This is a genomic window from Zunongwangia sp. L-65 (assembly GCF_056859415.1).
The window spans coordinates 62318-88333 of the sequence record NZ_JBSXOK010000076.1 but is presented as its reverse complement, the minus strand read 5'-3'; the positions used below and the strand labels follow the sequence as shown (position 1 = coordinate 88333).

Annotated in this window: 21 protein-coding genes; 5 read left to right on the top strand and 16 right to left on the bottom strand. The window is 36.3% G+C overall.

The features are described from left to right. Positions 1-41: 41 nt before the first annotated feature. From AC13DP_RS17690 to AC13DP_RS17660, 7 genes are all read right to left on the bottom strand, one after another. Positions 42-2534, bottom strand: coding sequence for a PIG-L family deacetylase (locus tag AC13DP_RS17690; RefSeq protein ID WP_483068217.1), 2493 nt, complete (start codon positions 2532-2534; stop codon positions 42-44). Between the two features lie 188 nt (positions 2535-2722). Further along, the gene (locus AC13DP_RS17685) at positions 2723-3262 is read right to left on the bottom strand and encodes a mechanosensitive ion channel domain-containing protein (protein WP_013071746.1); all 540 of its coding nucleotides are present in this window, start codon (positions 3260-3262) and stop codon (positions 2723-2725) included. A gap of 1 nt (position 3263) precedes the next feature. Then, on the bottom strand, positions 3264-4151 hold the full coding sequence (locus tag AC13DP_RS17680; protein WP_483068216.1) for a septum formation inhibitor Maf: 888 nt from the start codon (positions 4149-4151) through the stop codon (positions 3264-3266). 109 nt (positions 4152-4260) lie between these two features. After that, on the bottom strand, positions 4261-4845 hold the full coding sequence (locus tag AC13DP_RS17675; RefSeq protein WP_228249843.1) for a Maf-like protein: 585 nt from the start codon (positions 4843-4845) through the stop codon (positions 4261-4263). A gap of 7 nt (positions 4846-4852) precedes the next feature. Further along, positions 4853-5764, bottom strand: a complete 912-nt coding sequence (locus AC13DP_RS17670) for a geranylgeranylglycerol-phosphate geranylgeranyltransferase (RefSeq protein ID WP_272957850.1) — start codon at positions 5762-5764, stop codon at positions 4853-4855. Positions 5765-5789: 25 nt separating this feature from the next. Then, complete coding sequence (locus tag AC13DP_RS17665; protein WP_013071750.1) at positions 5790-6299, bottom strand: KdsC family phosphatase; 510 nt, start codon at positions 6297-6299, stop codon at positions 5790-5792. After that, entirely contained in the window at positions 6283-7044 is a 762-nt protein-coding gene (locus AC13DP_RS17660; protein ID WP_483068215.1) for a Rossmann-like and DUF2520 domain-containing protein, read from the bottom strand. The genes AC13DP_RS17665 and AC13DP_RS17660 overlap by 17 nt, the downstream gene beginning before the upstream one ends. Positions 7045-7171: 127 nt before the next feature. Here AC13DP_RS17660 and AC13DP_RS17655 point away from each other — a divergent pair, with 127 nt between their 5' ends. Then, positions 7172-10369, top strand: a complete 3198-nt coding sequence (locus AC13DP_RS17655) for a cytochrome c biogenesis protein CcsA (RefSeq protein ID WP_347405580.1) — start codon at positions 7172-7174, stop codon at positions 10367-10369. Between the two features lie 105 nt (positions 10370-10474). Here AC13DP_RS17655 and fumC read toward each other — a convergent pair whose 3' ends face one another. After that, positions 10475-11872, bottom strand: a complete 1398-nt coding sequence (gene fumC, locus AC13DP_RS17650; protein ID WP_013071753.1) for a class II fumarate hydratase — start codon at positions 11870-11872, stop codon at positions 10475-10477. Positions 11873-12058: 186 nt separating this feature from the next. Between fumC and AC13DP_RS17645 the strand changes: the two genes are divergently transcribed. Further along, positions 12059-12238, top strand: a complete 180-nt coding sequence (locus tag AC13DP_RS17645; protein WP_041579968.1) for a hypothetical protein — start codon at positions 12059-12061, stop codon at positions 12236-12238. A gap of 61 nt (positions 12239-12299) precedes the next feature. On the opposite strand, the gene AC13DP_RS17640 is transcribed toward AC13DP_RS17645, so the two are convergent. The 7 genes from AC13DP_RS17640 to AC13DP_RS17610 all read right to left on the bottom strand — a co-directional run bounded on the left by AC13DP_RS17640 (position 12300) and on the right by AC13DP_RS17610 (position 20281). Next, a complete protein-coding gene (locus tag AC13DP_RS17640; protein WP_347405579.1) occupies positions 12300-14822 on the bottom strand; it encodes a TonB-dependent receptor in 2523 nt (840 codons plus the stop codon). A 121-nt stretch (positions 14823-14943) separates the two neighbouring features. Continuing rightward, positions 14944-15318 (bottom strand): hypothetical protein, encoded by a 375-nt coding sequence (locus AC13DP_RS17635; protein ID WP_228249836.1) that lies wholly within the window; start codon positions 15316-15318, stop codon positions 14944-14946. Between the two features lie 31 nt (positions 15319-15349). Next, complete coding sequence (gene arsC / locus AC13DP_RS17630; RefSeq protein WP_483068214.1) at positions 15350-15691, bottom strand: arsenate reductase (glutaredoxin); 342 nt, start codon at positions 15689-15691, stop codon at positions 15350-15352. A gap of 99 nt (positions 15692-15790) precedes the next feature. Further along, entirely contained in the window at positions 15791-16888 is a 1098-nt protein-coding gene (gene prfB, locus AC13DP_RS17625) for a peptide chain release factor 2 (RefSeq protein WP_347405578.1), read from the bottom strand. A 63-nt stretch (positions 16889-16951) separates the two neighbouring features. Further along, the gene (locus AC13DP_RS17620; RefSeq protein ID WP_347405577.1) at positions 16952-17815 is read right to left on the bottom strand and encodes a transglutaminase-like domain-containing protein; all 864 of its coding nucleotides are present in this window, start codon (positions 17813-17815) and stop codon (positions 16952-16954) included. A gap of 44 nt (positions 17816-17859) precedes the next feature. Further along, positions 17860-18804 (bottom strand): alpha-E domain-containing protein, encoded by a 945-nt coding sequence (locus AC13DP_RS17615; protein ID WP_483068213.1) that lies wholly within the window; start codon positions 18802-18804, stop codon positions 17860-17862. A 10-nt stretch (positions 18805-18814) separates the two neighbouring features. Then, positions 18815-20281: a circularly permuted type 2 ATP-grasp protein gene (locus AC13DP_RS17610; RefSeq protein ID WP_483068212.1), complete on the bottom strand. Its 1467-nt coding sequence runs from the start codon at positions 20279-20281 to the stop codon at positions 18815-18817. A 200-nt stretch (positions 20282-20481) separates the two neighbouring features. On the opposite strand from AC13DP_RS17610, the gene AC13DP_RS17605 reads away from it, so the two are divergent. The 3 genes from AC13DP_RS17605 to AC13DP_RS17595 all read left to right on the top strand — a co-directional run bounded on the left by AC13DP_RS17605 (position 20482) and on the right by AC13DP_RS17595 (position 24537). Further along, complete coding sequence (locus tag AC13DP_RS17605; protein WP_483068211.1) at positions 20482-22881, top strand: zinc-dependent metalloprotease; 2400 nt, start codon at positions 20482-20484, stop codon at positions 22879-22881. A gap of 19 nt (positions 22882-22900) precedes the next feature. Continuing rightward, positions 22901-23929 carry a threonine aldolase family protein gene (locus tag AC13DP_RS17600; protein ID WP_347405574.1) on the top strand — a complete coding sequence of 343 codons (1029 nt, stop codon included), beginning with the start codon at positions 22901-22903 and terminating at the stop codon, positions 23927-23929. 92 nt (positions 23930-24021) lie between these two features. Then, the gene (locus tag AC13DP_RS17595; protein ID WP_347405573.1) at positions 24022-24537 is read left to right on the top strand and encodes a peroxiredoxin-like family protein; all 516 of its coding nucleotides are present in this window, start codon (positions 24022-24024) and stop codon (positions 24535-24537) included. Positions 24538-24593: 56 nt separating this feature from the next. Here AC13DP_RS17595 and AC13DP_RS17590 read toward each other — a convergent pair whose 3' ends face one another. Beyond that, the gene (locus AC13DP_RS17590) at positions 24594-25832 is read right to left on the bottom strand and encodes a cation:proton antiporter (protein WP_347405572.1); all 1239 of its coding nucleotides are present in this window, start codon (positions 25830-25832) and stop codon (positions 24594-24596) included. Positions 25833-26016: the final 184 nt, after the last annotated feature.

The window sequence follows — 26016 nt, the reverse complement described above, 5'->3', positions numbered from 1 at the left end:
GTATCGCATTTTCCATTGATATTTTTCAGGCTTTTCTTCCATTATTTTCCTAGAGAAAGCAAGTTAGCAAAAAGGCGGTACGATCCCGCAACTCCGGCAGGAAATTGTCTAAAGAAGCTTAACCCGGTATAAACATAATAACCTTTACCGTATTTGGCAATTAAGAGGCTGCCTTGCATGGCTTCTTCATTTTTATCATGCATGGATAATACCGTATCGTAATTTTCATCCCAGGTGTTTGGGAAATATAGTCCGCGTTCCTGTACCCAACCATCAAAATCTTTTTTGGTGATTTTGTTAGGTGTATTTAAAACGGGGGAATCGGCATTTATAAAATTAATTTCAGCATCTTCTTCAGTTACACGATCGTATGATAATTTAAACGGAAAAGGGCCAATTTGGTCTACCGTAATGCCACGATCTTTATTGTATTGAGACACCAGTGTGCCACCGTTTTCAACATACTTCATTAATTCCTTATTCTTGTAACGAAGTTCTTCTAAAACATTATATGCTCTAACTCCGGTAACCACCGCATCGTATTTAGCTAGAGCATCTGCGTTTATTGTGGCAGGAGATAGCACGCTTACATGATAACCAATTTGGCGTAAACTTTCAGGCACTACATCACCGGCACCGGCGATATATGCGATATTTTCTCCTCTTTTCTGAATATCGATTTTAGCCAGTTTTAGTTTTGCAGGAACAACAAGCGTTTGTTTTGGGATGTGCGGGTAATTTATGGTAATCACCTCGTCCTTATAGTTTTCTTCTGAAGTTTCAAATTCAGGCTGAATCCAAATTTCATTTTGTGATGAGGGGGGAGTAACTTTAAACGTATAGGTGATACTGCTTCCTTTCTGCGGAAGGTTAACCGCTTCAGATTTTGGTGAGATCTGCCATTCCGAGGGGGCATCTAATTTTAATATTCCTCGCGTATTGTCTTTTTCTGCCGTAACCTTTATCCTGATATTTTTACTTTCCTGGTTAGGGAAAAGAATAACATCATCTGCAAAACCGATTGATACTGGTGGGATAATCTCAAAATTCTCGTAATTTTCGCCGCTTACATTGTCGTTGTATTTGTAAACAATTTCTTTTTTAAAGGAAATGGAAGTGCCGTTTATATCGATATTAAAAGTTACCGTGCTGGTATGTGGAGTTTCTGGTTTTCCAATAAGCTTGGGATCATCTACACGATACATACCTACCGTTCCTTCTTTATTTAACCAGTAAGGAGAAGTATAAGCCGCGTTTAGAGGAATTTTATAGTCAAAAGATTTTTTCCAGTCTTCGTTATTGGGTAGTAAAGTAGCGGTTTCTTCAACTCTATTTTGTGGATTAAGGACAATAGATTTTAATGTTACGTTGGCTGTACTACGGTTAATAGCTTCAAGATGAAGCCTGATATTATCGCCAGGCGAAGCAAATTCTGAATTTGATACTGCTTCCAGATAAAGTCCCGCACACGCCTGTATAATTCCTTTTATTTCTTCAGTTTTTATGGCTCTCCAGTGTTCGTCTTTTAAATTCTGAATTAAGGAGTAGGCCTTTAAAAGCTTAGGTAAACTGGCTGAAGGATTGGTGAAATCAAAATTTTTCTGAACATCACCCAAAATTTCACCAATTTGAGCGCCACCTTCAACACGTGTCCAACTGGTATTTATTCCCGAGAAAACATCTTCCCTGGAAGTTGGTTGTGAACCTTTAATAAGCTCTAAATATTCCATTTCGCTACCACGGGAACCTGTACTTCCAAAACCTTGCGACTGATGCTGGCTGCGGCTTAGCGAAGCGATTTCTGGATTAGAAAGTCCTTTTAAAGGAAAATAGACCCCCGTATCAAAAGTTAGGTATTTCTCATCTTTTGTGGCTTCTCTAAACGCTTCCTGACTGCCAAAAAACCAAGAGGAGGTATTAAAAAATAAGCGTTCTGGCTGCCATGTTGTGGTATATTCCAACTGTTGTGGGAATATAGACTGGTCTTTGGTGATCTCAAAAGCTTCTACACTTAAAATAGCCGAAGCGGTATGGTGACCGTGGGTTGTTCCTGGCGTACGGTGATCAAAACGGTTAATGATTACGTCGGGTTTAAAATTTCTAATTACCCAAACTACATCACTTAAAACCTCGTTTTTATTCCAGGTTTTTAAGGTTTCTTCTGGATTTTTAGAATAACCAAAATCATTGGCACGACTAAAAAATTGCCGTCCACCATCAATTTTGCGTGCTGCTAATAACTCCTGAGTTCTAATTAAACCCAATTGTTCCCGGATTTGGGGACCAATCAGATTTTGCCCTCCATCGCCACGGGTTAAAGAAAGGTAAGCCGTTCTAGCATGTTTTTCATTTGAGAAATACGAAATTAATCGGGTATTTTCATCATCCGGATGAGCTGCAAGATATAAAACTGAACCTAAAAAATTCAGTTTTTCAATTTTTTCATAAATCGCTGACGCACTTAGCTTTTGGGGAGCCTGAGCATCTAATTCAAAAGATAGTATTAAAAATAAAAAGGGTAGGAATTTACGCATTTTTATGCTTGGTTTTAAACAAAATCAAATATAAAGTTTTTACTCGATAATCGAGATTAAATGCTAAAAGGCTTGCCCCGATATAAAAAATAATTTTCTAGCAGAGGCCTCATGGACGTACCTCAGGTAGTTTACTGCCTTAATGTTAGTATTTATATTTAATTAATGCAAAAAATCTTGTTTAAAAATTAAAGCGCATTTTTTCCTTCATCTAAGAAAACATCTTTCTGTATTAAAGAAACCGCTTTTTGCAGGATAAGGTTATTGGGATAGGTTATAAGCTCGCCTTCGTCTGTTCTTAAGTGAAGATGAAAAGCTTTAATGTCTTCTATTAAAGCTTCGATAGGCATGTCTTTGTCATGGATTTTTATTTTATCACCAATTTTATAGGGAAAATTAAAAAACATAATAATTCCTGAAGTGATATTGCTAAGTATAGACCAAATTGCAAACAAGGCCACACCAATAACCGCGAAAACAGAAGAGAATATTAAAGCAAGATCGCGAAGGTTCATCCCCCAAACCACGGCCATTAAAAAAAGCGCAAGAATGACAATTAAAATATTAATGTATCTGAACATTAATCGGATTCTTGTGATATGAATTTCCCCTTTTTCACCAATACGCTGAGCTGTTTTTTTAAGCACAAAATTGATGACTAAAAGGATCACCATCATCAGTACTGTATAAAAAAGCTCGGTAGAATAGGTCAACTCAGGAATGTTCATATTATAATCCTAATTTTTCGCGCAAAGATACATTATTCCCAGCATTTTTATTCCAGTAGTCTATTTTTAAGCGTTTGTTTTTTAACGCCTTTGTCGTGAGCATTTTTGAATTTTCATTATTGCCAGAAGGCATTATTTCCTCCCATTTTTCGATTTCAAAAGGAAATTCACTCTGGTAATAAATCTTTAGCTTCCGTTTAAGGCTGGGATAATTTAATGTATACAATGAAAGGGAGTCCGCTATGGATTTTTTAGCCGAAACTTTATAGGCTTTAATCTCCTTATGTTGTAATTGTAAAGATTCGAAAGAGGGGATCATTTCTAACTCACCTTCAGGTAATTCACTTGGATTAATACGTATTAAATTCCAGATTTCGTTTTCTAAATGGGTTTTTGGAAGATTAAATTGTTTATCAGCTTCACCTTCAAAATACGAATGTGAGTTTATCTCAAAATTCATACGGTTATTTAACTGAAGAAATTGTTGTCCGCACCATTCCTGTATCGAAGCTGAAATTTTAGTAGCATGACCTTCTTTATGTAGCGGAAAAAAACAACTCTCCATGATAGAATAAGGATAGATACCGGTCATAAATTTTTTGGTGCTGTTCAGCTTTAATATCGGAAATGTTCTTTCTGAAACTTCATTCGCTTTTACCTGTTCTTCTGGAAGAAAATCTTCTTTTACAAAGATCTTTATCGCCGTACCTTCACGCATTTCGCCATATCTGGCCTGGGTTAATGTATACGAGGTAATTTCAGCAGTACCATCAAACCAATATTCTTTAAATTCTGCGGATAATTTTCTGTCTTTTGGCGGATCGGGTATTTTATCGCAGCTTATGCATAAGAGGCAAAATAGCAATGCGATTTTCGATATTTGGTACATCTTTTTTTCTTTTAATAGTCAACTACTTTTAGTAAACTCAACGAGTATTCTAAAAACAAATCGAGGTAGGCTTTGGTAGGATCTCAATAGCCATAATATGTTAAGCAATTTATGTAATCAGCTCTGTCAACGTATTATATACCAAATGTGTAGGAAGACCTACTACATTAAAATAACTACCTTCGATATGGGTGATACCAATAAAACCGATCCATTCCTGAATAGCGTAACCACCCGCTTTATCGAAAGGTTTATAATGGGTTACATAAAAATCGATTTCTTCTTCGGAAAGTTTTTTAAAAGTCACTTTTGTTGAAGAATGAACAACTTTTTGATCTTTAGCAGTAGTAAAACAAACTGATGTTTCCACACTATGGGTCTTTCCAGAAAGCGAGGCTATCATTTGTTTAGCTTCGGAAGTGTTTTTCGGTTTTCCCATCGCAATCCCGTCATTGCTAACAATAGTATCGCTGGTAATCAAGATCTGATCATTGGTAAGATCCTTAAAAGCATCCGCTTTAAGTTTAGCCAAATAATCCGTAATTTCTGTACCTTTTAAATGTTTAGGGTACACTTCGGTAACCGGCCTAACATCTATAACAAAAGGAATATGTAAATCTTTAAAAAATTCCTGTCTTCGAGGCGAACCCGAAGCTAAAATGATCTGTTTGTTTTTTAAAATTTCATTCAGCATAAAAAACTCAGGATATTAGATATTCTGGAAATCCTAAAGATAGCAAGCCAAAGAATAGCATACATTTTAAAATAAAGCTAAATTTTGAATAATCCTTTTTAGAATTTGCTTTTAAAATTCCGGCAACTAAGGCAAGTAGGGGAGCAATAATAAAGACAAGGGCGTAAACAACGGCTTTAGTGCTATGATAAAGGTCTTCTCCTAAAAAAATGATGCTAAAAACTAGTAAAATAAGACAAAAAATAAAAACAAACACATTTGTCCTTTTTTGTCCAATTAACAAAGGTAGCGTATTACTTTGTGTTTTGTAATCTCCATTAATATCTTCCTGGTCTTTAATGACTTCCCGTACAAAATTCAATAAAATCGCATATAGTGAATAATATACCAAGGTATTAAAAAGCATGCGTTGATTTTCAATATTTTCAGAAGTAAGTTCTGGATAGAGGTCAAAAATCACTGGCAATAACACAACCAATCCAACCAGCATACTTATGACGAGATTTCCTGCAATAGCAATATGTTTTAAATAGGTGGCATAAAGGTAAAGTAGGGCAGAGGTAAGGATAAAAATGGCTGAAAATGCCGGAGCATCGATCTTGTTGGCGATATAGAATCCTATTCCTACACCAATAATATTAAGAGCAAAGAACAAGTTATAGGCCGATTTTTCACTTATTTTTTCCCTAATTACGAGTCGATTAGGGGCATTAATCCTATCGGCTTCGTAATCTAAAATGTTATTTATGACATAGCCTGATGCTGCGATACAAACCACAGCGATAATCAACAAAAAAAACTGGATGTTGTTAAGCGCGGTGCTAGCATCGAATTGCCTAAAAAAGCCAAACCGAATTAATAGCAAACACAAAGCTATAAATAGCAGATTGCCATATCTAACTAATTTTAAGTATGGCATATAGTTTTTAGTTTTTTAGGTCTTATTACTTTTCTATCCATTTAGCCTGTACTTTCATTACCTGCTCTATAACATCACGAACACAGCCTTCTCCACCATTTTTGTGAGAAATGTACTTAGAAACTCCTTTAACTTCAGGCACAGCATCTTGCGGGCAGGTAGGTAAACCAATTAATTGCATGGGATACATATCTGGAATATCATCACCCATATAAAGCACATTTTCTGCCTTGATATCATAAATATCAAAAAACTCATCTAATTGTTCTACCTTATCATCTATCCCTAAATAGATGTCTGTAATTCCCAAATCTCTTAACCGGGTACGAACCCCCTCGTTTTTACCACCAGATATTATACAAACGGTATATCCTGCCTTAACAGCCTGTTTTAATGCATAACCATCTTTAACACTCATACTTCTTAATAAATCACCATCTGCGGTGACCTGTACAGATCCGTTGGTTAAAACGCCATCAACATCAAAAATAAAAGTTGAGATGTTGTTTAGATATTCTTTATAACTCTTTTCCATAGCTTTTTAGTATTGCTTCAGATATTGTTTTATATAATTTTTGTTGGTCTTGATCTAAATATGCTAAATGTGCTGCCATCGTTTTTTTATCATTACGGCGGGCAGGCCCTGTTTGTGCTTCTTTAGGAGCAACCTTTTTGATTTTCTCAAAGGTTTCCTCGATTAAAGGTTTTAAAATGTCAAACGGAATTTGGTGCTTCTCACAAATTTCAGAAGCTTTTGAGAGCATAAAATTACTGAAGTTATTTGCAAAGACCGCAGCTACATGGGATATTCTGCGTTGTTCAGATGAAATTTCGTAAACCGAAGCTGAAATTTGTAAAGCCAATTCCCTAATCTTTTTTAAATTTTCTTCAGAATTTGCCTCAATACAAATAGGGATTTGCTCAAAATCGACTTCTTTTTCTTTGGAAAAACTCTGTAAAGGGTAAAAAACACCAATGTTAGAATGTCTGGCTAAAATATCCATGCTTACTGCCCCTGAAGTATGTAAAACAATACTGTTATTCGCTTGTAATTGCGAAGAAACATCAATAATGGCATCATCTTTTACTGAGATTAGGTAGAAATCAGCTTCTTTAATTTCAGAAAGTAGGGTAGTGGTAGCAACTTCATTATTAAAACCTGCTAATTTTTCTTTACGATGGTTAAAAATCTGAATGATCTCAACATCTTTACTGGCTTTAAAAACCCTAAAAAGGTGATAAGCAAGGTTTCCGGCGCCAAGAAGTACCACTTTTATCATTGCGCTAAATTATTAAAAAAATAACTGAGGCAAAATTAACATTTGAAACCAGATATTGCTTGGATTTAAGACTTATTAACTAATACAAAATCCTTAAATTTGCAGCCATTTCAAAGATTATCTTTTCATGCAAAATAAAATTGCTTCTGTCATATTTTCCACGCGTATAATGGCAGTATTATTCGTTGTTTTTGCCATTGCGATGGCGCTAGGAACATTCATCGAAAACTGGTATAGTATAGAAACTGCACGTTTAATGATTTATAATACCTGGTGGTTTGAAGCCATAATGGTATTTTTTCTTATCAATTTCTTCGGAAACATTAAACGTTACAATCTCCATAAACGAGAAAAATGGTCTTCACTATTAATTCACCTTTCTTTCATTTTAATTCTAATTGGAGCTTTTGTGACGCGTTATATTAGTTATGAAGGTATCATGCCTATCCGCGAAGGTGAAACCACAAATAAATTTCTTTCAGAAAAAACATTCTTTACCTTTTTTATTGATGGAGAAATTAACGGTGAGCCGCGACGACGAGTGCTCCAGGAGCCGGTTCTTTTTGGTCCGGGGTATGATAATAAATATGTACTGGATACCGATTATAACGGCCAGCCGGTAAAATTTGAACTGACTAACTTTATTTACGGCGCTGAGGAGAAACTGATTGAAAATCCTAAGGGCGATAATTACCTAAAAATAGTTGAAGCGGGTGGAGGTTCACGACACGACCATTACCTTAAAGAAGGAGAAGTTAGTAACATCCATAATGTATTGTTTTCCTTAAATAAACCTACTGAAGGAGCTATAAACATACAGCTTACCCAGGATGGAGAATATTTGATCGAGTCGCCTTTTGAAGCAGATTATATGCGAATGGCCGATCAAAAGAAAGGAAGTTTGGTGGCCGATTCTATTCAGCCATTAATGCTCAGGTCGCTGTATACCATGGGCAATATGCAATTTGTAATCCCAGATCCCGTCGTGAAAGGAAGTTACGATGTTGTTGCTACTGCGCAGAAGGAAAAAAGTCAACCAGACGCAGTGGGTCTTAAAATAAGCAGTAATGGGGAAACCGAAAATGTGACCTTAATGGGAGCCAAAGGTATTGCAAGTGAACCTCAAAAAATTACAGTAGGAGGACTTGATATTTACCTTAACTATGGTTCTAAAGAAATGGAGCTTCCTTTTTCTTTAAAACTGGATGATTTTATTGCCGACAAATATCCTGGTACAAAAAATAGCTATTCTTCATTTAAAAGTAAGATCCAAATTATTGAAGATGGCAAGGAGCCAAGACCTTACGAAATCTATATGAACCATGTTTTAGATTTACATGGTTATCGTTTTTTCCAGTCCAGTTTTATGCCGGATGAAAGCGGAACAATACTGTCTGTAAACCACGATTTTTGGGGAACCTGGATTACTTACATTGGTTACTTTTTATTGTACACCGGTTTAATGTGGATCATGTTTGCTAAAGGCTCCCGTTTTGGAAAAGTAAAAGTGATGCTCGATAAAGTAAAAGCAAAACAAAAATCTTTAACAGTAATATTAGCGATTTTTGCGACTGCTTTTGGCAGTTTTGCCCAGGAAACGGCAGATGATCATGCACATATCCAAACCACCGAGCAGCAGCTGGATTCAGTGATTATGGCTAATGCCGTAAGTAAAGAACATGCGGCCAAGTTTGGACGATTAATTATACAGGATGCCGGTGGACGAATGAAACCTGCCAATACTTTTTCTTCAGAATTATTGAGAAAACTGAGTAAAAAAGATGATTACAAAGGGCTTAATTCAGATCAGGTTTTCTTATCGATGTCAGAGAGTCCTTTTTACTGGTATGATATTCCACTAATTTATGTGAAAAAATACAACGATAGTATTCGTCACATTGCTGGTGTGCCTGAAGATAAAGAGTATTTAAGTCTACTGGACTTTATGGATGATGAAGGTAATTATAAACTTTCGCCTTTTTTAGAGAATGCCTATAGAGCTCCAGTTCCTAATCAGTTTCAAAAAGATTTTATTGAGGCAGATAAGCGTGTAAATCTTTTATGGCAGGCTTTAGACGGTAATATTCTTAGAGTTTTTCCTATACCTGAAGACGAAAATAATAAATGGGTTTCTCACAAAGAAGCTCAAGATGCTGGTTTAAAAGGAATGGACTCTGTATATACTAAGCAAATTCTTCCTTTGTATATGAATGCCTTAAAGCTGGCGAGACAAACTGGCGATTACGAGCAGGCTAATAAGTATTTGCAAAGTATAAAGGATTATCAGCATAAGTTTGGTGCAGAAGTAATGCCCAAAGACAAAAAAGTAGAGGCTGAAATTCTATATAATAGATATGACATTTTTAGAAACCTGTTTTGGATGTATATGCTGGCAGGTTTAGTAATGTTAGTGCTTGTTATTGTCCAAATTCTTAAAGACAAAAAAGCAATTAGGATGATTATTAATGTGTGTACAGCAATAATTATCGTATTATTTGTGCTGCACACTGCGGGATTAGGTTTTAGGTGGTATATATCTGGACACGCACCCTGGAGTAATGCTTATGAGTCGATGATTTATGTAGGTTGGGCGACCATGTTCTTTGGATTGGCATTTGGTAGAAAAAGTAACTTAACCATAGCTTCGACAGCATTTGTAGCCTCTATGATCCTTATGGTGGCACACTGGAACTGGATGGATCCTGCTATTGCAAATTTAGTACCAGTGCTTAATTCTTACTGGTTAATGATCCACGTATCTGTTATTGTGGGAAGTTATGGGCCATTTACTTTGGGAATGATTCTGGGAGTGGTATCGCTACTTTTAATGATTATGACCACCGAAAAGAATAAGAAGAAAATAGAATTAAGTATTCGTGAAATTACTATAGTAACCGAAATGGCGCTTACGGTAGGTTTGGTAATGTTAACTATTGGAAACTTTTTAGGTGGCCAGTGGGCTAACGAAAGCTGGGGACGTTACTGGGGATGGGATCCTAAAGAGACCTGGGCTTTAATTAGTATTATGGTGTATGCTTTTGTAATCCATATGCGTTTAGTGCCTGGTTTAAGAGGGAGATGGACATTCAATTTTATGGCTGTTGTAGCGTATGCATCGATTATGATGACCTATTTTGGAGTGAATTTTTATCTCACAGGGCTGCATTCTTATGCGAGTGGAGATAAAGTGATTACACCTACATTTGTATATTATTCTATAATAGTTGTGACTATTTTAGGAGGAGTTTCTTATTGGCGATATAGTATTCATTATAAGAAAAAAGCCAAAAAAGAGATTGAGAAGAAAAAAGAAAAGCGAATTTAATGTTTTATGAAATTCATTAAGTTTTTTTTAGAATTGAATATAAAAAAAGGCTGTCTAAATAAGACAGCCTTTTGATTTTGTATGAAATTACTCTGAAGCTTCAGTTTATTTTAAACTTCCTACCATATCTTTTGGTTGTACCCATTCGTCGAATTCCTCTTCAGTAAGGTATCCAAGGCTTACGGCTTCTTCTTTAAGTGTAGTTCCGTTTTTGTGAGCAGTATTCGCAATTTCAGCAGCTTTATAATATCCAATCTTTGTATTTAAAGCAGTTACCAGCATTAAAGAATTATTTAAATGCTCCTGGATTCTTTCATGGTTTGGTTCGATTCCCTGGGCACAATGTTCGTCGAAAGAAACACAGGCATCACCAATTAATTCGGCACTCTGTAAGAGGTTTGCCGCCATTACCGGCTTAAAAACGTTAAGCTCAAACTGTCCCTGCATGCCGCCCGCACTAACAGCCAAATCGTTACCAATTACCTGTGCGCAAACCATTGTTAAAGCTTCACATTGCGTAGGATTTACTTTCCCTGGCATAATGGAAGAACCAGGTTCGTTGGCCGGAATATTAATTTCTCCAATTCCACAACGAGGACCACTGGCGATCATTCTAATATCATTACCAATTTTGTTTAATGAAACCGCTAATTGTTTTAATGCTCCATGTGTTTCTACTAAAGCATCGTGAGCAGCAAGTGCTTCAAATTTGTTGGCTGCTGTTGTAAATGGTAAGCCTGTAAACTCCGCAATTTTTTCAGCAACTTTTTCAGCATAACCTTCAGGAGTGTTAAGTCCGGTTCCAACCGCAGTTCCTCCCAAGGCCAATTCGCCAAGATGCGGAAGTGTGTTTTCCAACGCTTTAATGCCATAATCTAATTGGGCCGCATAGCCACTAAATTCCTGTCCTAAGGTTAATGGAGTAGCATCCATAAAATGCGTACGTCCAATTTTTACTACTTCTCTAAAATCTTCCGATTTTTTCTTTAAGGTATCCCGAAGCTGTTTAACGCCTGGCAGGGTAACTTCGATTACTTTTTTATAAGCAGCGATGTGCATTCCGGTTGGGAAAGTATCATTAGAGGATTGCGATTTGTTAACATCGTCGTTGGGTTGAAGAGTTTTATCTCCTTCACCAATGGTTTTGCCTGCAATCTGGTGTGCCCGGTTTGCAATAACCTCATTAACATTCATATTTGACTGAGTACCACTACCGGTTTGCCAAATCACTAATGGGAATTGATCGTCGTGCTTACCTTCTAAAATTTCGTCACATACTTTAGCTATTAAATCCCTTTTTTCTTCAGCAAGAACACCTAACTCGCAGTTGGTATAGGCAGCTGCTTTTTTTAGATAAGCAAAACCATAGACAATTTCTAATGGCATACTTCCTGCCGGTCCTATTTTAAAATTATTACGGGAACGCTCGGTTTGTGCGCCCCAAAGTTTGTCTGAAGGAACTTTAACTTCCCCCATGGTATCTTTTTCTATTCTAAATTCCATAATGATAATATTGATTGTTTCACAAATTTAAGGTTTCAGCCACTTTTTAGGTATAAAAAAGCTTTAAAATTGAACCAAAAACCTTGATATCCTGGATTGTTAATAGGATTGTTTAAAAATTCGAAATTAAATTGTGATAAGCTTTGTAATGTTTTTATCTTTGTTTTCCAAATACTGTAAATTATGATGTTCGAATTCGATCAATTTCTGGGTTTTTTGGCATTTCTAACAATCCTTACTATGGGATTCTGGCTAATGATTTTCCTTACAGCGGTGATCGTTCCTTATTGGTTAGGAGGTTCTATTATGGATCTTTTAAAAGAGAAGAAAGCTAAAAGGAAAGCTGCCAAAGAACAAAAAGCATAAAAAAAGGGACTTGAAATAGTCCCTTTTTTTATGCTTTATTTTCCAGGAAAGGAAGGGTTAATTAAAACTCTCCTTCCATATCTTCTTCATTTCTATTTTGTTTTCTTTGCTGATTCTTTTGCTGATTAAATCTGTAAATCAAAGAAAGATTAATTTGGCGTTGTCTCCACTGGAATTCGCTATACTGTCTAAAGTTATCTGTAATTGTAGTTCCCTGCCTTTTTCTGGAATTAAGTAAGTCACTGGCGTTTAAAGAAAGGGTTGCGTTTTCATTAAAGATATCTTTACTAAGTGCTAAATCTATAGAAAGCATTCCTTTTCTTTCTCCCTGAATTTCATCTGTTGGCCCCATGTAAAAAGCATTTGTTTGCCAATCTATACCTAGCGGCAAACTAACTTTAGAGCTAAATCTACCAAACCAGCTATTATTTTTCTGACTATAATCCCTACCTTCAAACTCTCCTTCAATATTAAACTGGAAGAAGTTAAAACTACCGTTAAGTCTTAGCCAGTCTGTAGGATTATACAACAAACCAAGCTCTCCTCCTAAACGATCGTTAGTACCCAGGTTAATAGGTAATGTTCGGTTTACCTGAACCTGAGATCCATTTGGTCCTGAAATGGTAATTTGATCCTGAACGCGTTGAAAAGCATCGGTTTCTCTTTGAAAGTATACAGAAGAGGTAAAGGTTAGTTTCTCCCATCTTTTTAAGTACCCAAGATCAAAAGCATTTGAAAATGCCGGTTGTAAGTTTGGATTCCCCTGAAAGATATTTGTTCTACTGCTTCTTGAAGGAAATGGATTAATAAACCATCCACGAGGACGATTAATCCTACGGTTATATCCTAAAGTAATATTTTCTTCTTTACCCAATTCGTAAATAATATTTACAGTAGGAAATAACCCAAGGTAATTATTATCAAAATCGGTATTAATTTGGAAACCGAATTCTTCGCGTAATTCCGCTTCTGTTAATTCTGAATCGATACGTCCTTTAAGATTAGTGTTTTCTAATCGTAGACCTAACAGGAAGCTGAAATCTCCAAATTTAGAGCCATACTGTGTATAAAGTGCCTGTACATTTTCAGTATAATCAAAAATGTTGGTTTGATTTTGGTTAATGGCCAGCTCTCCATTTTCATTTTCCTGTCGTAATTCGTAATCTGTAATCGTGTTTTCAAAGTTTCCGCGGTATCCTGCTTCAAACTGAGATTCCTCGCCAATAGGTAATACATAATCGGCCTGCACCAAATATTCTTTTTGCTTTTCTAACGTATTGGTTTCTTCACGGGGAATATTTATATTGTTTTTATCGGTATTATTATAATCCGTAATTTCATTAATAAAAGCTGCTTGCTCTTCTTTGTCTGTATCAAATTGAAAATCGGCCGTTAACTGGTGACCATTATCACCAAATTTATTAATGTAATTAACCGCAAACTGATAACTTTCATCTTCCTCGGTTTCTAGTTCAGTTCTTGTAGTTCCTAATTGTGGTGTACCGTCAAGTAAGTATTCATTCCTATTGGTAGTAAGGTCTTCATCGTCGCCATTTCTATAAAAAATAGAACCGGTAATAGAAGATTGATCGTTAATGTAATATTCCAGTCCTATATTGGTATTAAAGCCTTTATTTTCACGATCCATGTCGCGATCTTCGATATTTCTGTTATAAGGAACACTATCCAGTAATGCGTCCTGTCTTGTCTGGAAATATTCAGTGTCATTATATCCGTAACCAGGGCTTTTTCTATAACGATAGCCGGTGGTATTAAAAAGATTATATTTTTCGGTACGATAATTAATATTTGCTGAAGCTCCTGCATTTGCAGGATCTCCGCCGGTTAAGGTAAGGGACCCATTAAAACCTAAAGTTTTATCTTTTCTAAGAATAATATTAAGGATACCGGCCGTACCCTCAGCATCATATCTTGCCGAAGGAGAGGTGATCACCTCTACACGCTCTATAGCATCTGCAGGAAGTTGACTTAAAACATCTGTAGAACCAAATCCCGCCATAGCAGAAGGTTTCCCGTTAATCAGGATTCTTACATTTTCGTTACCCCTTAAGCTAATTCCGCCTTCCACATCTACAGAAACCGATGGTACGTTATTTAAAGCGTCACTAACAGTACCTCCGGCAGTGGTAAGATCTTTACCGATATTGTATATTTTTTTATCCAGTCTTACATCAACCTGAGTAGTTTCAGCTCTTACAACGACCTCATCAAGGCTGGCGGAACTTATTCCCAGAGCAATAGTGCCCAGGTTAAGATCTGCATTTACTGTTCTATTTTTAAAGACTTTGCTTTCGTACGAAATGAATTCTACTTTGATGTTATATGTTCCTTTTGCAACTTCAATAGCAAAGTTACCGTCAATATCGGTAACACCTCCGGTTACTTTGCTGGGATCATTGACATTTGTAATACTTACCGTAGCGTATTCTAACGGAACTTTTAAATCATTATCTATGACTTTACCCGTTACGGTATAATCTGCACCCTGTGCGAAAAGAGAAATGTTTAGGCTTAAAAAAAACAAAAGCACTAAACTGTGTCTAAAATTAAATTTGGCGGTCATTAAAACTTTTTCTTTTATGACCGCCCTTTATCGAAAAGGTTTAAATCCTATTGGTTAAACTTGCGTTAAAGAAGCCCGTAATTGCTGTTAAAAGGGAGCTTTATTGGCTGAACTTCAATTCTTAAGATTTTTTTCGAATTTCTTTATTTATGTTAAGATATTTTTCGAATTGACCTTTGGAAAGCACTTTTCCCAAATTGCGGTGCTCGGCTTTTTGAATACCTTTAAGCTTTCTTACCTGAGCGATAGGATTCATACTACTATTAATAATTTCGTTTTTCTTCAGGGTATATTCGATGATAAGATCTTCCATTCTACTGGTTTGCTCTTCATCTAATAATAATCGCTCTTTCCATAATAAAGCGAGTTCCTGTGCAATTTCTTTTATTTCTTCCCGGCTTTTTTTATTCATGTAAATTTGTGAGACCACAAATCCTGCGACAAGCATCCCTGCCAGGCTTATTAATGATATTCTTTGGTTAAGCGTAAGTTTCATGTTTTTAGTTTTTAGGAAGGAAGCGCTCTTGTTAAACTAGGTTATTTATTTCTTCAGGAGGTCTTCCTACAACAGCTTTGGTTTCATTTTCTACAATTGGTCGTTCTATTAACTTAGGGTTTTCTACCATAATTCGTACCAATTCGTTTTCACTAAGATCTTTGTCTTTAAAATTCTCTTTCCATATCTTCTCATTTTTTCTAACTAACTGAATAGCCGTCATATTTAGTTTTGTTAGTAAAGCTTTTAGTTCTTTCTCAGATAAGGGCTCTTTTAGATATTCCCTTATCTGAAATTCTTTGCCCGAATTTTCTACAAGTTGTAATCCCTCTCTGGATTTTTTACATCGGGTATTGTGATAAATGGTAATCATTTTTTCTTTTTCTTTAAAATAAACAATTTTAGCTTTTAAGTCTTCTAAGTTCTAAAAAGCTAACATATTTTTATATAAAATACTGTTATTTTCTATAAATCAATCTTCATTTTTTTGTCCCATCATCATTAGATAGGCTTTTAAAAACTGATCGATATGCCCGTCCATTACGCTGTCTACATTTCCGGTTTCTTCTGCGGTTCTAACATCTTTTACCAGTTTATAAGGGTGCATAACATAATTCCTGATTTGCGATCCCCATTCAATTTTCTTTTTGCTCGCTTCGATATCCTCCCGTTGCTCCCGCTGTTTTTCCAGTTCAATTTCGTACAACTGGGATTTAAGCATTTGCATGGCACGATTCCGGTTGTCGTGTTGCGAACGTGTCTCGGAACATGAAATTTGAATTCCGGTGGGATGGTGAACTAACTGTACTTTTGTTTCTACTTTATTTACATTTTGCCCACCGGCACCACTAGACCTTGCTGTGGTAATTTCGATATCAGCAGGATTGATCTCGATCTCTATCGTATCATCTACTAAAGGATAAACATAAACCGATGCAAAAGAGGTATGCCTTTTGGCATTACTGTCAAATGGCGAAATTCTAACCAATCGATGTACACCATTTTCTCCTTTAAGCCATCCAAAAGCATAATCCCCTTCAATTTCTAAGGTTACCGTTTTTATGCCTGCAACATCCCCTTCCTGATAGTTGAGTTCTTTTATCTTAAAACCTTGCTTTTCTGCCCACATTAGATACATACGCATTAACATTTGGGCCCAATCACAACTCTCAGTTCCACCCGCGCCGGCGGTAATTTGTAACACCGCACTTAAATCATCACCTTCTTCAGAAAGCATATTTTTGAATTCCAGTTCTTCTACGATATCCAGTATTTTTTGATACTGTTTTACAACATCGCTTTCTTCAGCTTCCCCTTCATTATAAAACTCGAGTAACACCTGTAATTCCTCCAAACCACTTTTAGCTACGTTATAATCATTCACCCATTTTTTCTTTCCTTTTAGGGTTTTCATGAATTCTTCGGCTTCTGAAGGATTATCCCAAAAACTGGGATCGAAGGTTTTTTCCTCTTCGTTCTGAATTTCAATTTGTTTCTGCTCAATATTTAAATGAACTTGTAAATTATCTATTCTTGTTGTTATATCTTTTACCTGATCGGTAGTTATCATAAACCTTAATTTAATGCAGTATACTTCTTTTTGGGTAATTAAAATTTGAAGAATTTGTTAATTCTATTGTTGGGCGTTTTGCTGTGCGTTTACTTCTACACTATACTTGGTGTGGTTTGCACCAGATGTGTAAACGATTCCTTTAATTGGTGGGCAATCTGAATAATCTTTGCCGTGTGCTACTTTGATATGATTTTCTGCAGCAATTAAATTATTTGTAGGATCAAAGCCAATCCATCCACATGCAGGGATAAACACTTCTGCCCAGGCGTGCATTTGTGAATCACCAAAATAACCATTTCCCTGGTGTAAATATCCTGAAACATAACGCGCCGGAATGTTATGGGAACGGGCAATGGCACAAAATAAATGGGTGAAATCCTGGCAAACTCCCTGTTTTTCCTCTAAAATGATATCCAGATCGGTATCGACGTCAGTTACATCTGTCTTAAAACTGAAACCATCAAAAATCCAGCTATTAAGATTTTTCATGTTTTCGAAAATGGATATTTGTTCGGAATAAAGAAAATCTATTTCGTGTCTTTTAGGAAGTTTGGTAAGTGTTGTTGATTTTAAATATATAGAATGCTCTACGATGAAGTTTAGTGAGTTAATTTGAGATAACTCATTATCTAAGCTTAGAGCAATCGTTTTTTCAAATGGATTAATATGATCTTTTATTAAATGAAACTCAGCTTCAAAATCAATCGATGTAAAGCTTTTTTTAGGATGGATCCTAAAGGTTTCAAACCCATATCCGTTAATGGATTTTTCTATGGGAATCTGTAGGGAATTCCGAAATTCTGAACTTATTATTTGTTGGGAACCTGAGTTTAATGGCGCAATTAAAAATTGCCATAGTGCTTCACCTACAAGATTTTCGTAGACGTTTGTTGCTGCATATTTTATGACGTAGTGTAGTGCCATGTTATAAAATAAATGCGAATTTAAAGATTCTGAGTTTTAAACATTCATAAAAAATACTCAATTTCTATTTTTTTTGCAATGTCATTTAGCGTCTTTAGAATTTTTTCGATAAAGCCCTGAACATCCTCTTCTATTTCTTCTATCGATTTAAATTCATATTCGGCTCGTACTTTTCCCACCAAAAATTCAGCCGAATTTTTATCGGGATGTTTTGAACGAGAGAGATCGGTAATGTGTCTACTCACCTGGTTTAGACTATTCATGATTGATCTTGGACAATCTGGATTGAGAATTAAAAATTCCAGGGTAGTTAAACTACGTGGTGTTTTTTTGTAATATCGCCGCATCATATCGTAAGATTCAGCACATTTTAGAAGGGTAGTCCATTCATAACTATTTTTTAGCTGATCGCCATAGCTGCCGCCCGCTAAATTTGCATCGTTGTATTTTGCATTGATAATCCTTATAATCTGTGTCGCGCGCTCGATATTTATTCCTAACATGATAATGCTATACACATCGTCATGCAGTAAGGTGCCTCTTACTTTCGCTCTTAAAATCGAAGTAGACTCGGCTACATGCACAGTAAATTCATATAAGCCGCTTTTCATGAATTTTTCAGGTGAGTAATTAAGGGTGTAATGATAAAATTTGTTTAGGGATTCATATAATTCCGTAGAAATTAAATCCCTGGCGCTATTTGCATTTTCCCTGGCGTTTTGCAGATAATTAATAATAGAATCCGGCTTTTCCTTATTAAGAGCAATATCAAACAGCACCTGCCCTTCATCTAGTTGCACGTTAGGATCTGTAACGGTATCGCTAGCCATAAACAGCATGGATCTAAGAACAAATTGCCTGGATTGCGAAAGCTCGTTGGGTGCATCCAGTGAGGAAAAGTAGTTTACATTTAAATATCGCGCCACATGTTCAGATCTTTCTATATAGCGCCCCATCCAGAAGAGGTTATTGGCAACTCTTGCTAACATAAATTTTAAATTATTTTTTTAATACCCAGGTATCTTTAGAACCACCTCCTTGTGAGGAATTTACTATAAGATTCCCTTTTTTGAGAGCCACGCGGGTTAGACCGCCTTTTAGCACAAAACTTTTATCTTTTCCCAGCAGGCAGAAAGTTCTTAGATCTACGTGTCTTGGTTCAAAGCTTTTGCTATCTTCTATGTAGGTTGCATGCACAGAAAGTGACATGATAGGTTGGGCAATGTATTTTCTGGGGTTTTCTTTTATAACCTTTTTTACATTTTCGATTTCTTCTTTGGTAAGTTTATTTCCAATGGAAATTCCATAACCTCCAGCTTCATCTACAGGTTTTATAACCAGATTTTCAATGTTATCCAAAACATATTTAAGTTCATCGGGACGATGGCAATGGTAGGTATGAACATTGCTTAAAATGGGTTCTTCCCCCAGGTAATATTTAATGATTTGCGGCATATAGGTGTAAATGGCCTTATCGTCTGCAACCCCGGTCCCGGGAGCATTTACAAGGCAAACATTTCCTAGTTTATAGGCGGCTAGCAGGCCGGGAACGCCTAGAGTAGAGTCTGGTCTAAATTCCAGCGGATCCATAAAAGTATCGTCGATTCTCCTATAGATCACATTTACTTTTTGCGCACCGTTTATGGTACGCATATAAACAAAATCATTTTCTACAAACAAATCCCGTCCTTCAACAAGTTCAACGCCCATAGCTTTTGCTAAATAAGAATGCTCGTAATAAGCAGAATTATAAATTCCAGGAGTAATGACCACGCAGGTTGGAGCGTCTACACCATGTGGTTTTACCGACTCCATAATTTCTAGAAGATTTTCAGCATAATCGGTCACCGTATGCGTCTGGTAATGATTAAAAACACCAAATAAGGCTCTCTTAAGAGCCGTGCGGTTACAAATAACATAACTTACTCCAGAGGGGCAGCGTATATTATCTTCAAGAACATAATACTTGCCATCAGAATGTTTGATGAGATCGGTGCCGCTTATATGATTATAGATTCCTCCGGGAGGATTTAAGCCCTGCATTTGATCTAAATAATTAGCAGAAGAATTTATAAGGTCTATAGGAACTATTCCTTGTTTTAAGATCTTTTTGTCATGATAAATATCCCAAAGGAAGTGATTCAATGCTTTGCTGCGTTGTAAAACGCCCTTTTCTATATGGCTCCATTCTTTATGATCGATAATTCTAGGAAATAAATCAAAAGGAAAAATTTTCTCCTTGGTTTCATGCTCTCCATATACCTGAAAGGTAATTCCCTGGTTAAAAAATGAGGCTTTCGCTTTTTCATTTAATCTCGCGAAATCCTGAACGGTATGCTCACTATAAAGATTCAACAGCGTTTTATAAACCTCTTTAACTTCGTTGTTTTCTGAAAAAATTTCGTCGTAAAAATGAGTATCCCTTTGGTAAGACGAAAAGCTTGGTTGGCTAGTATTTAGTTTCATTAGCACTTATTTTCTCTTAAAATACAGAAAATCTTTAGGTTATCATGTGGATTATCCATATTAATAAGTGTTGAGCTCTATTATTTTCGTAAAAAATTAGCTTGTTTTAAATCGAATTATTAGAAATTAACCTATGGAGCTGAAAATCCTTTTTTATCGATTTGAAAAAATTAAATTTGAAGAACATCTAAACTACCTTTATGAAAAAAATACTACTACTTATCGTACTGTTTTCACAGTATACATTTAGCCAGTTTCTGGAAAAAAAAGAAGATTTGAAGAAATATGAAGGTTACTTCGATTTCTATTACAATCCAAAAGCTGATGAAATTTACCTTGAAGTTGATAAAATAGATAGTCTCTTTTTATATAATCATGCGTTGAGAAGCGGAGTAGGAAGTAACGATATAGGATTAGATCGTGGCCAGTTAGGAGGAGCTTCGGTAGTTAAATTTCAGCGTGCCGGTGATAAGTTATTGCTGGTAGAGCCTAACCAGCGTTATCGTGCAGTGACCGATAATGAACTGGAAAAGCAAAGCATTGAAGAAGCCTTTGCAAAATCGGTAATTTATGGTTTCGAAATAAAGGAGGAGAAGGATGGTAAGTTGATTATCGATCTTACACCCTTTATTATGGAAGATTCCCATGGCGTGGCTCAGCGTTTAAAACGCGGAAACTACGGAAGTTATAAGGTTAGTAAAAATAAAAGTGCTTTGCAGTTAGATCGAACTAAAGCTTTTCCTAAAAATGTAGAGTTTGAAAGCCTGCTTACTTTTGAAGGATCACCACAGGGAGGTACACTTAGAAGTGTGGTACCCGATGCGGCTAATATTAGTGTAATTCAGCATTATTCTTTTGTAGAATTGCCAGACGATCATTATAAAAAAAGGATTTTTGATCCTAGAAGCGGCGTAAATTCAATTTCATACTACGATTATGCGACACCAATTTATGAACCCATTTTAAAGCGATATATTGTTCGTCACCGATTGGAAAAGAAAAATCCGGAAGCTGAAGTTAGCGAAGCGGTAGCACCTATTATCTATTATTTGGATCCCGGTACGCCAGAGCCGGTTCGTTCAGCATTATTAGAAGGTGCAAGCTGGTGGAATCAGGCTTATGAAAGTATTGGCTACAAAGATGCTTTTCAGGTAAAAATGTTGCCAGAAGGTGCAGATCCTTTAGATGTTAGATACAACGTGATCCAGTGGGTACATCGTTCTACGCGTGGTTGGAGTTATGGTGCGAGTGTGGTCGATCCAAGAACCGGTGAAATTATTAAAGGACATGTAAGTTTGGGAAGTTTAAGAATACGCCAGGATTTTATGATCGCCCAGGCATTATTAAATAAACCTTATGCTCAAAGTGATGAAAATAATGAGAAAATGATGGAAATGGCAATTGCCAGAATTCGTCAACTTTCAGCTCACGAAGTTGGACATACTTTAGGGTTTGCTCATAACTTTGCGGCCAGTGTTAGCGATAGAGCTTCGGTAATGGATTATCCTCATCCGCAATTCAGTATAGAGAATGGAGAAATTACCGCAGCGAATGCCTACGATGCCAATATAGGCGAATGGGATAAACTAATTGTGAACTATGCCTATGCAGATATTCCTAAGGATACATCAGAAAGAAAGTACTTAAATGCCGTAATTCAGGAAGCTTATGATCAGGGTATTCAGTTTATCAGTGATAGTGATGCCCGTGCGCAAGATGGCGCTCATGTAAATGCACATTTATGGGATAATGGTAATGATGTTACTGAAGAATTAGAAAATGTACTCAAAATTCGTGAAAAAGCAATAGAGAATTTTTCTGAGGATAATTTTAGGACCAACGAACCTTATTCGGTTTTAGAGGATGTTTTTGTTCCTTTATATTTCTTCCACCGGTATCAAACAGAAGCGGTAAGTAAGCTAGTGGGGGGACTAGATTATAATTTTGCCGTTAAAGGCGGAGCAGAGAAAGTTTTAGAAACGCTCTCGCCAAAACGTCAAAAATCAGCTTTGGATGTATTATTGCAAACTTTAAAAGCGGAGACAATTGCTATTCCAAAGGAAAAATTAGCACTTTTCCCGCCAAGAGCTTTTGGTTATGGCAGATCAAGAGAATCTTTTAAAAGTAATACTGGTGTTGCTTTCGATGCATTAGGAGGACCAGCTACGGCCAGTGATATGACCTTAGGTTTATTATTAAATCCTGAGCGAATGGCACGACTGGTTCAACAAAAATCATTGGATAAAAAGCAATTAGGATTAGGGGAGATGCTGGAAAAATTAATCGCTGAGACTATCCAATATCAACCTAAGGATTCTTATTTGCTTGCGGTACAGCAAACTATAAATTATAATGTACTGCAGCATTTATTTAACTTAGCAGCAAGTAAAAAAAGTACGCCATTGGTAAAAGCTGAAGTTTATAAACAGCTAGGCGAATTAGAAGACTGGTTGGAAGAACAGGACGGAGCAATTTATGAGCAAATGCTTGAAGAAATCGAACTGTTTATGGATAAGCCGGAAGAATTTGAACCAATGCTAGCGGCGCCTAAAATTCCGGATGGTTCACCAATTGGAAGTTTTATGTGTACAGGATTTTAGAAAAATTACATTCATTTTTATGAGCGAAATAGATTTAAGAAGTGATACCGTTACCAAACCTACAAAAGGAATGCTAAAGGCCATGATGAATGCCGAAGTGGGTGACGATGTTTATAAAGAAGACCCTTCGGTTAATGCTTTAGAAGAAAAATTGGCCAAACTTTTTGGAAAAGATGAAGCTTTATTTTTTCCTACCGGAAGTATGGCCAACCAGGCCGCCATAAAGCTCCATACGCAACCTGCAGACCAGTTAATCTGTGATAAATGGGCACATGTTTATAATTATGAGGGTGGTGGCGCAAGTTTTAATAGTGGCGTAAGCTGTAAACTTGTAGATGGTCATCGGGGTATGATCACGGCTAAACAGGTAGAAGAAAATATAAATCCACCAGATTTTTATCATAGTCCGCTTACGACTTTGGTATGCCTGGAAAACACCACAAACAAAGGCGGCGGAGCTTGTTATGACCTGGAAGAAATTAAAAAGATCAGAAAAGTTTGTAATACCCACAATCTTGGACTGCATTTAGATGGCGCCAGGTTATTTAATGCCCTGGTCGCAAAAGGAGAATCACCTAAAGAATACGGAAAGCTTTTCGATACCATTTCGGTATGTCTTTCTAAAGGATTGGGAACACCAATGGGATCTGTCCTTATAGGAAATAAGGAATTAATGAAAGGCGCTATGCGTATCCGTAAAGTTTTAGGAGGTGGCATGCGCCAGGTTGGTTTTATGGCTGCTGCAGGAATTTATGCTTTAGATAATCATATAGAACGTCTAGCTGAAGACCATAAAAGAGCCGCAGAAATTGCTGAAACCTTAAGTATGCAGGCTTATATTGGAGCAGTAGAGCCGGTGGAAACCAATATTATTATTTTTAATCTCAAAGATGCTTCTGCCGAAGCCGAATTCAATAAAATTCTTCAGAAAAATAGCATCAGGATTAGTGCTCTGGGGAAAGGGAAATTAAGGATCGTAACCCATTTGGACTATACTGAAGGTATGCACCAAAAATTTCTTTCTGTTTTAAAGAATATAGAACTGTAACTGATTTTGGAAATCTTAACGCAAGCTTACAAGGATATTAATACATTTTTTGTGACCTAATTTTTAAATTTCAAAAAATAAAAGTTATAGAAATGAAAAATGTATTGCCAAGAAAGGATGCGCCACAACTAAGCGTACAAACGACTAAAGGGGTGCGCTGGAATCTTGAAGACGAAAAGCCTGAAAATTTTACAATGCTAGTTTTTTATCGCGGCATCCACTGCCCGGTATGTAAAAAATATTTAACCGAATTAAATTCAAAAATATCTGAATTTGATGAAAGGGGAATAGATGTGGTTTGCATTAGTGCAAATACAGAAGAATTGGCGAAAAAAACTGTAGAATCCTGGGATATCGATAAGCTAAATATAGCGTATGGTTTGTTAACTGAGGATGCCAGAAAATGGGATTTATATATTTCTGAAGGAATAAACGATAAGGAGCCTGAAGTATTTTTTGAACCGGGTTTATTCTTAATCAAACCCGATAATACTGTGTACGCGGCAAGTATACAATCCATGCCTTTTGCCAGGCCTAATTTTGATGAGGTGTTAAAAGCTATCGATTTTGTTTTAGATAAAAATTATCCGGCACGTGGAGAAGCCTAATATCAAAAAAGAAGCAGTCTGAAAAAGGATTTGACTTTGATTTTCAGACTGTTTTTTTAGTTATTGCTTAGTTTCTTTCTAAAGAAAAATGGCGCTGAAATTCCGTGTATAATAATCGAACAAAATACTATTAAAGTAACAATAGTGTAAAGTTCGTTGCTACCAGATGTATCGTTTAAATAGACGAATGCCCAGGAGAGGTAAAAAAGTGAGCCTATCCCTCTAACACCAAAAAAGCTAATCGTAAATCGTTCTTTTCTGCTCATTCTAGTACCTGTAAGAGCTATTAATCCACACAAGGGACGTAAAATAATTACAATACCAATAGCAATAGCGATCGTTTGCCAGCTTAATCCGGATAAAAAACCACTCATGATCGTCCCGGCAAAAAGTACCACCCACAATACCAGTAATAAGCGTTCGATTTCATCTATAAAACTATGTAGCTTTTTCTTATACTGATTATCGATACGATAGGAGTTTCTAAGTGTTAGACTGGTGATAAAAACCGCTAAAAATCCGTAACCGTGTATAAGTTCGGTAAGGCTATACGTAGCGATTGCAAGGGAAAATGCCAACAAACCATCCCAGGTCTTTATACCAAAAAGTTCTTTTAAATATTTCTGAAGTTTGATAATAATCCATCCCATTAAGAAACCGGCAACTATTCCTATTACGATTTTTAATAGAAATTTATCGAGAAACCAGTTTAGCCAGTCAAAATTCTCGATACCGTTGTTTTTAATAAGCAGCGCACCAAGATAGGTGAAAGGAAATGCTAAGCCGTCGTTGATCCCAGCTTCAGATGTTAAGGTAAATTCCGGTAAATTTCTGCGGTCTTTATCTTTATCCAGGTAGGTTTCCTTTAGCTGCACTTCAGAGGCCAGCACAGGATCTGTAGGTGCCATTACCGCAGCCAGTAATACTGCAAGAGGTATGGAGAGGGAAAGCAGATTTGTTCCTATAAAGAATATACTAATCATCGTTAAAGGCATGGCAATAGCTATAAGCCTAAACGGTACTTTCCAGTTCTTTCTGGCATAGGAAATATCGATTTTAAGCCCGGCGGTCATTAGGGAAACGACCACTATAATTTCTGATAATAGCATAATTTCGCTATTATGCGAATTATGATCAGGCCATGTGATAGGAATTTCAAGCCAATATAGACCAAACCCCATCAATAGTAAAAAAATAGGATAACTAATCTTAACTTTTTTGGAAATCGAAGGAAGCCAAGCCATGCTTAGGACACAGGTACTTATGGCTGCCAGTATAAGTAATTGTTCTTTCAAAAGGAATTTTTTAGCAATACTAATTTAACCTATCTTTTTAAAAGAGCATGGGCATTAACATTTTTATAAAAAAAACTGCAATCTTAAGATTGCAGTTTTCCTGTTACTTTAATAGAAAATGAAAAGTGCTTTACTTTTATCACTTTCAACTTTCTCAACTTTTCACTTTCTCAGCCTTTCAACT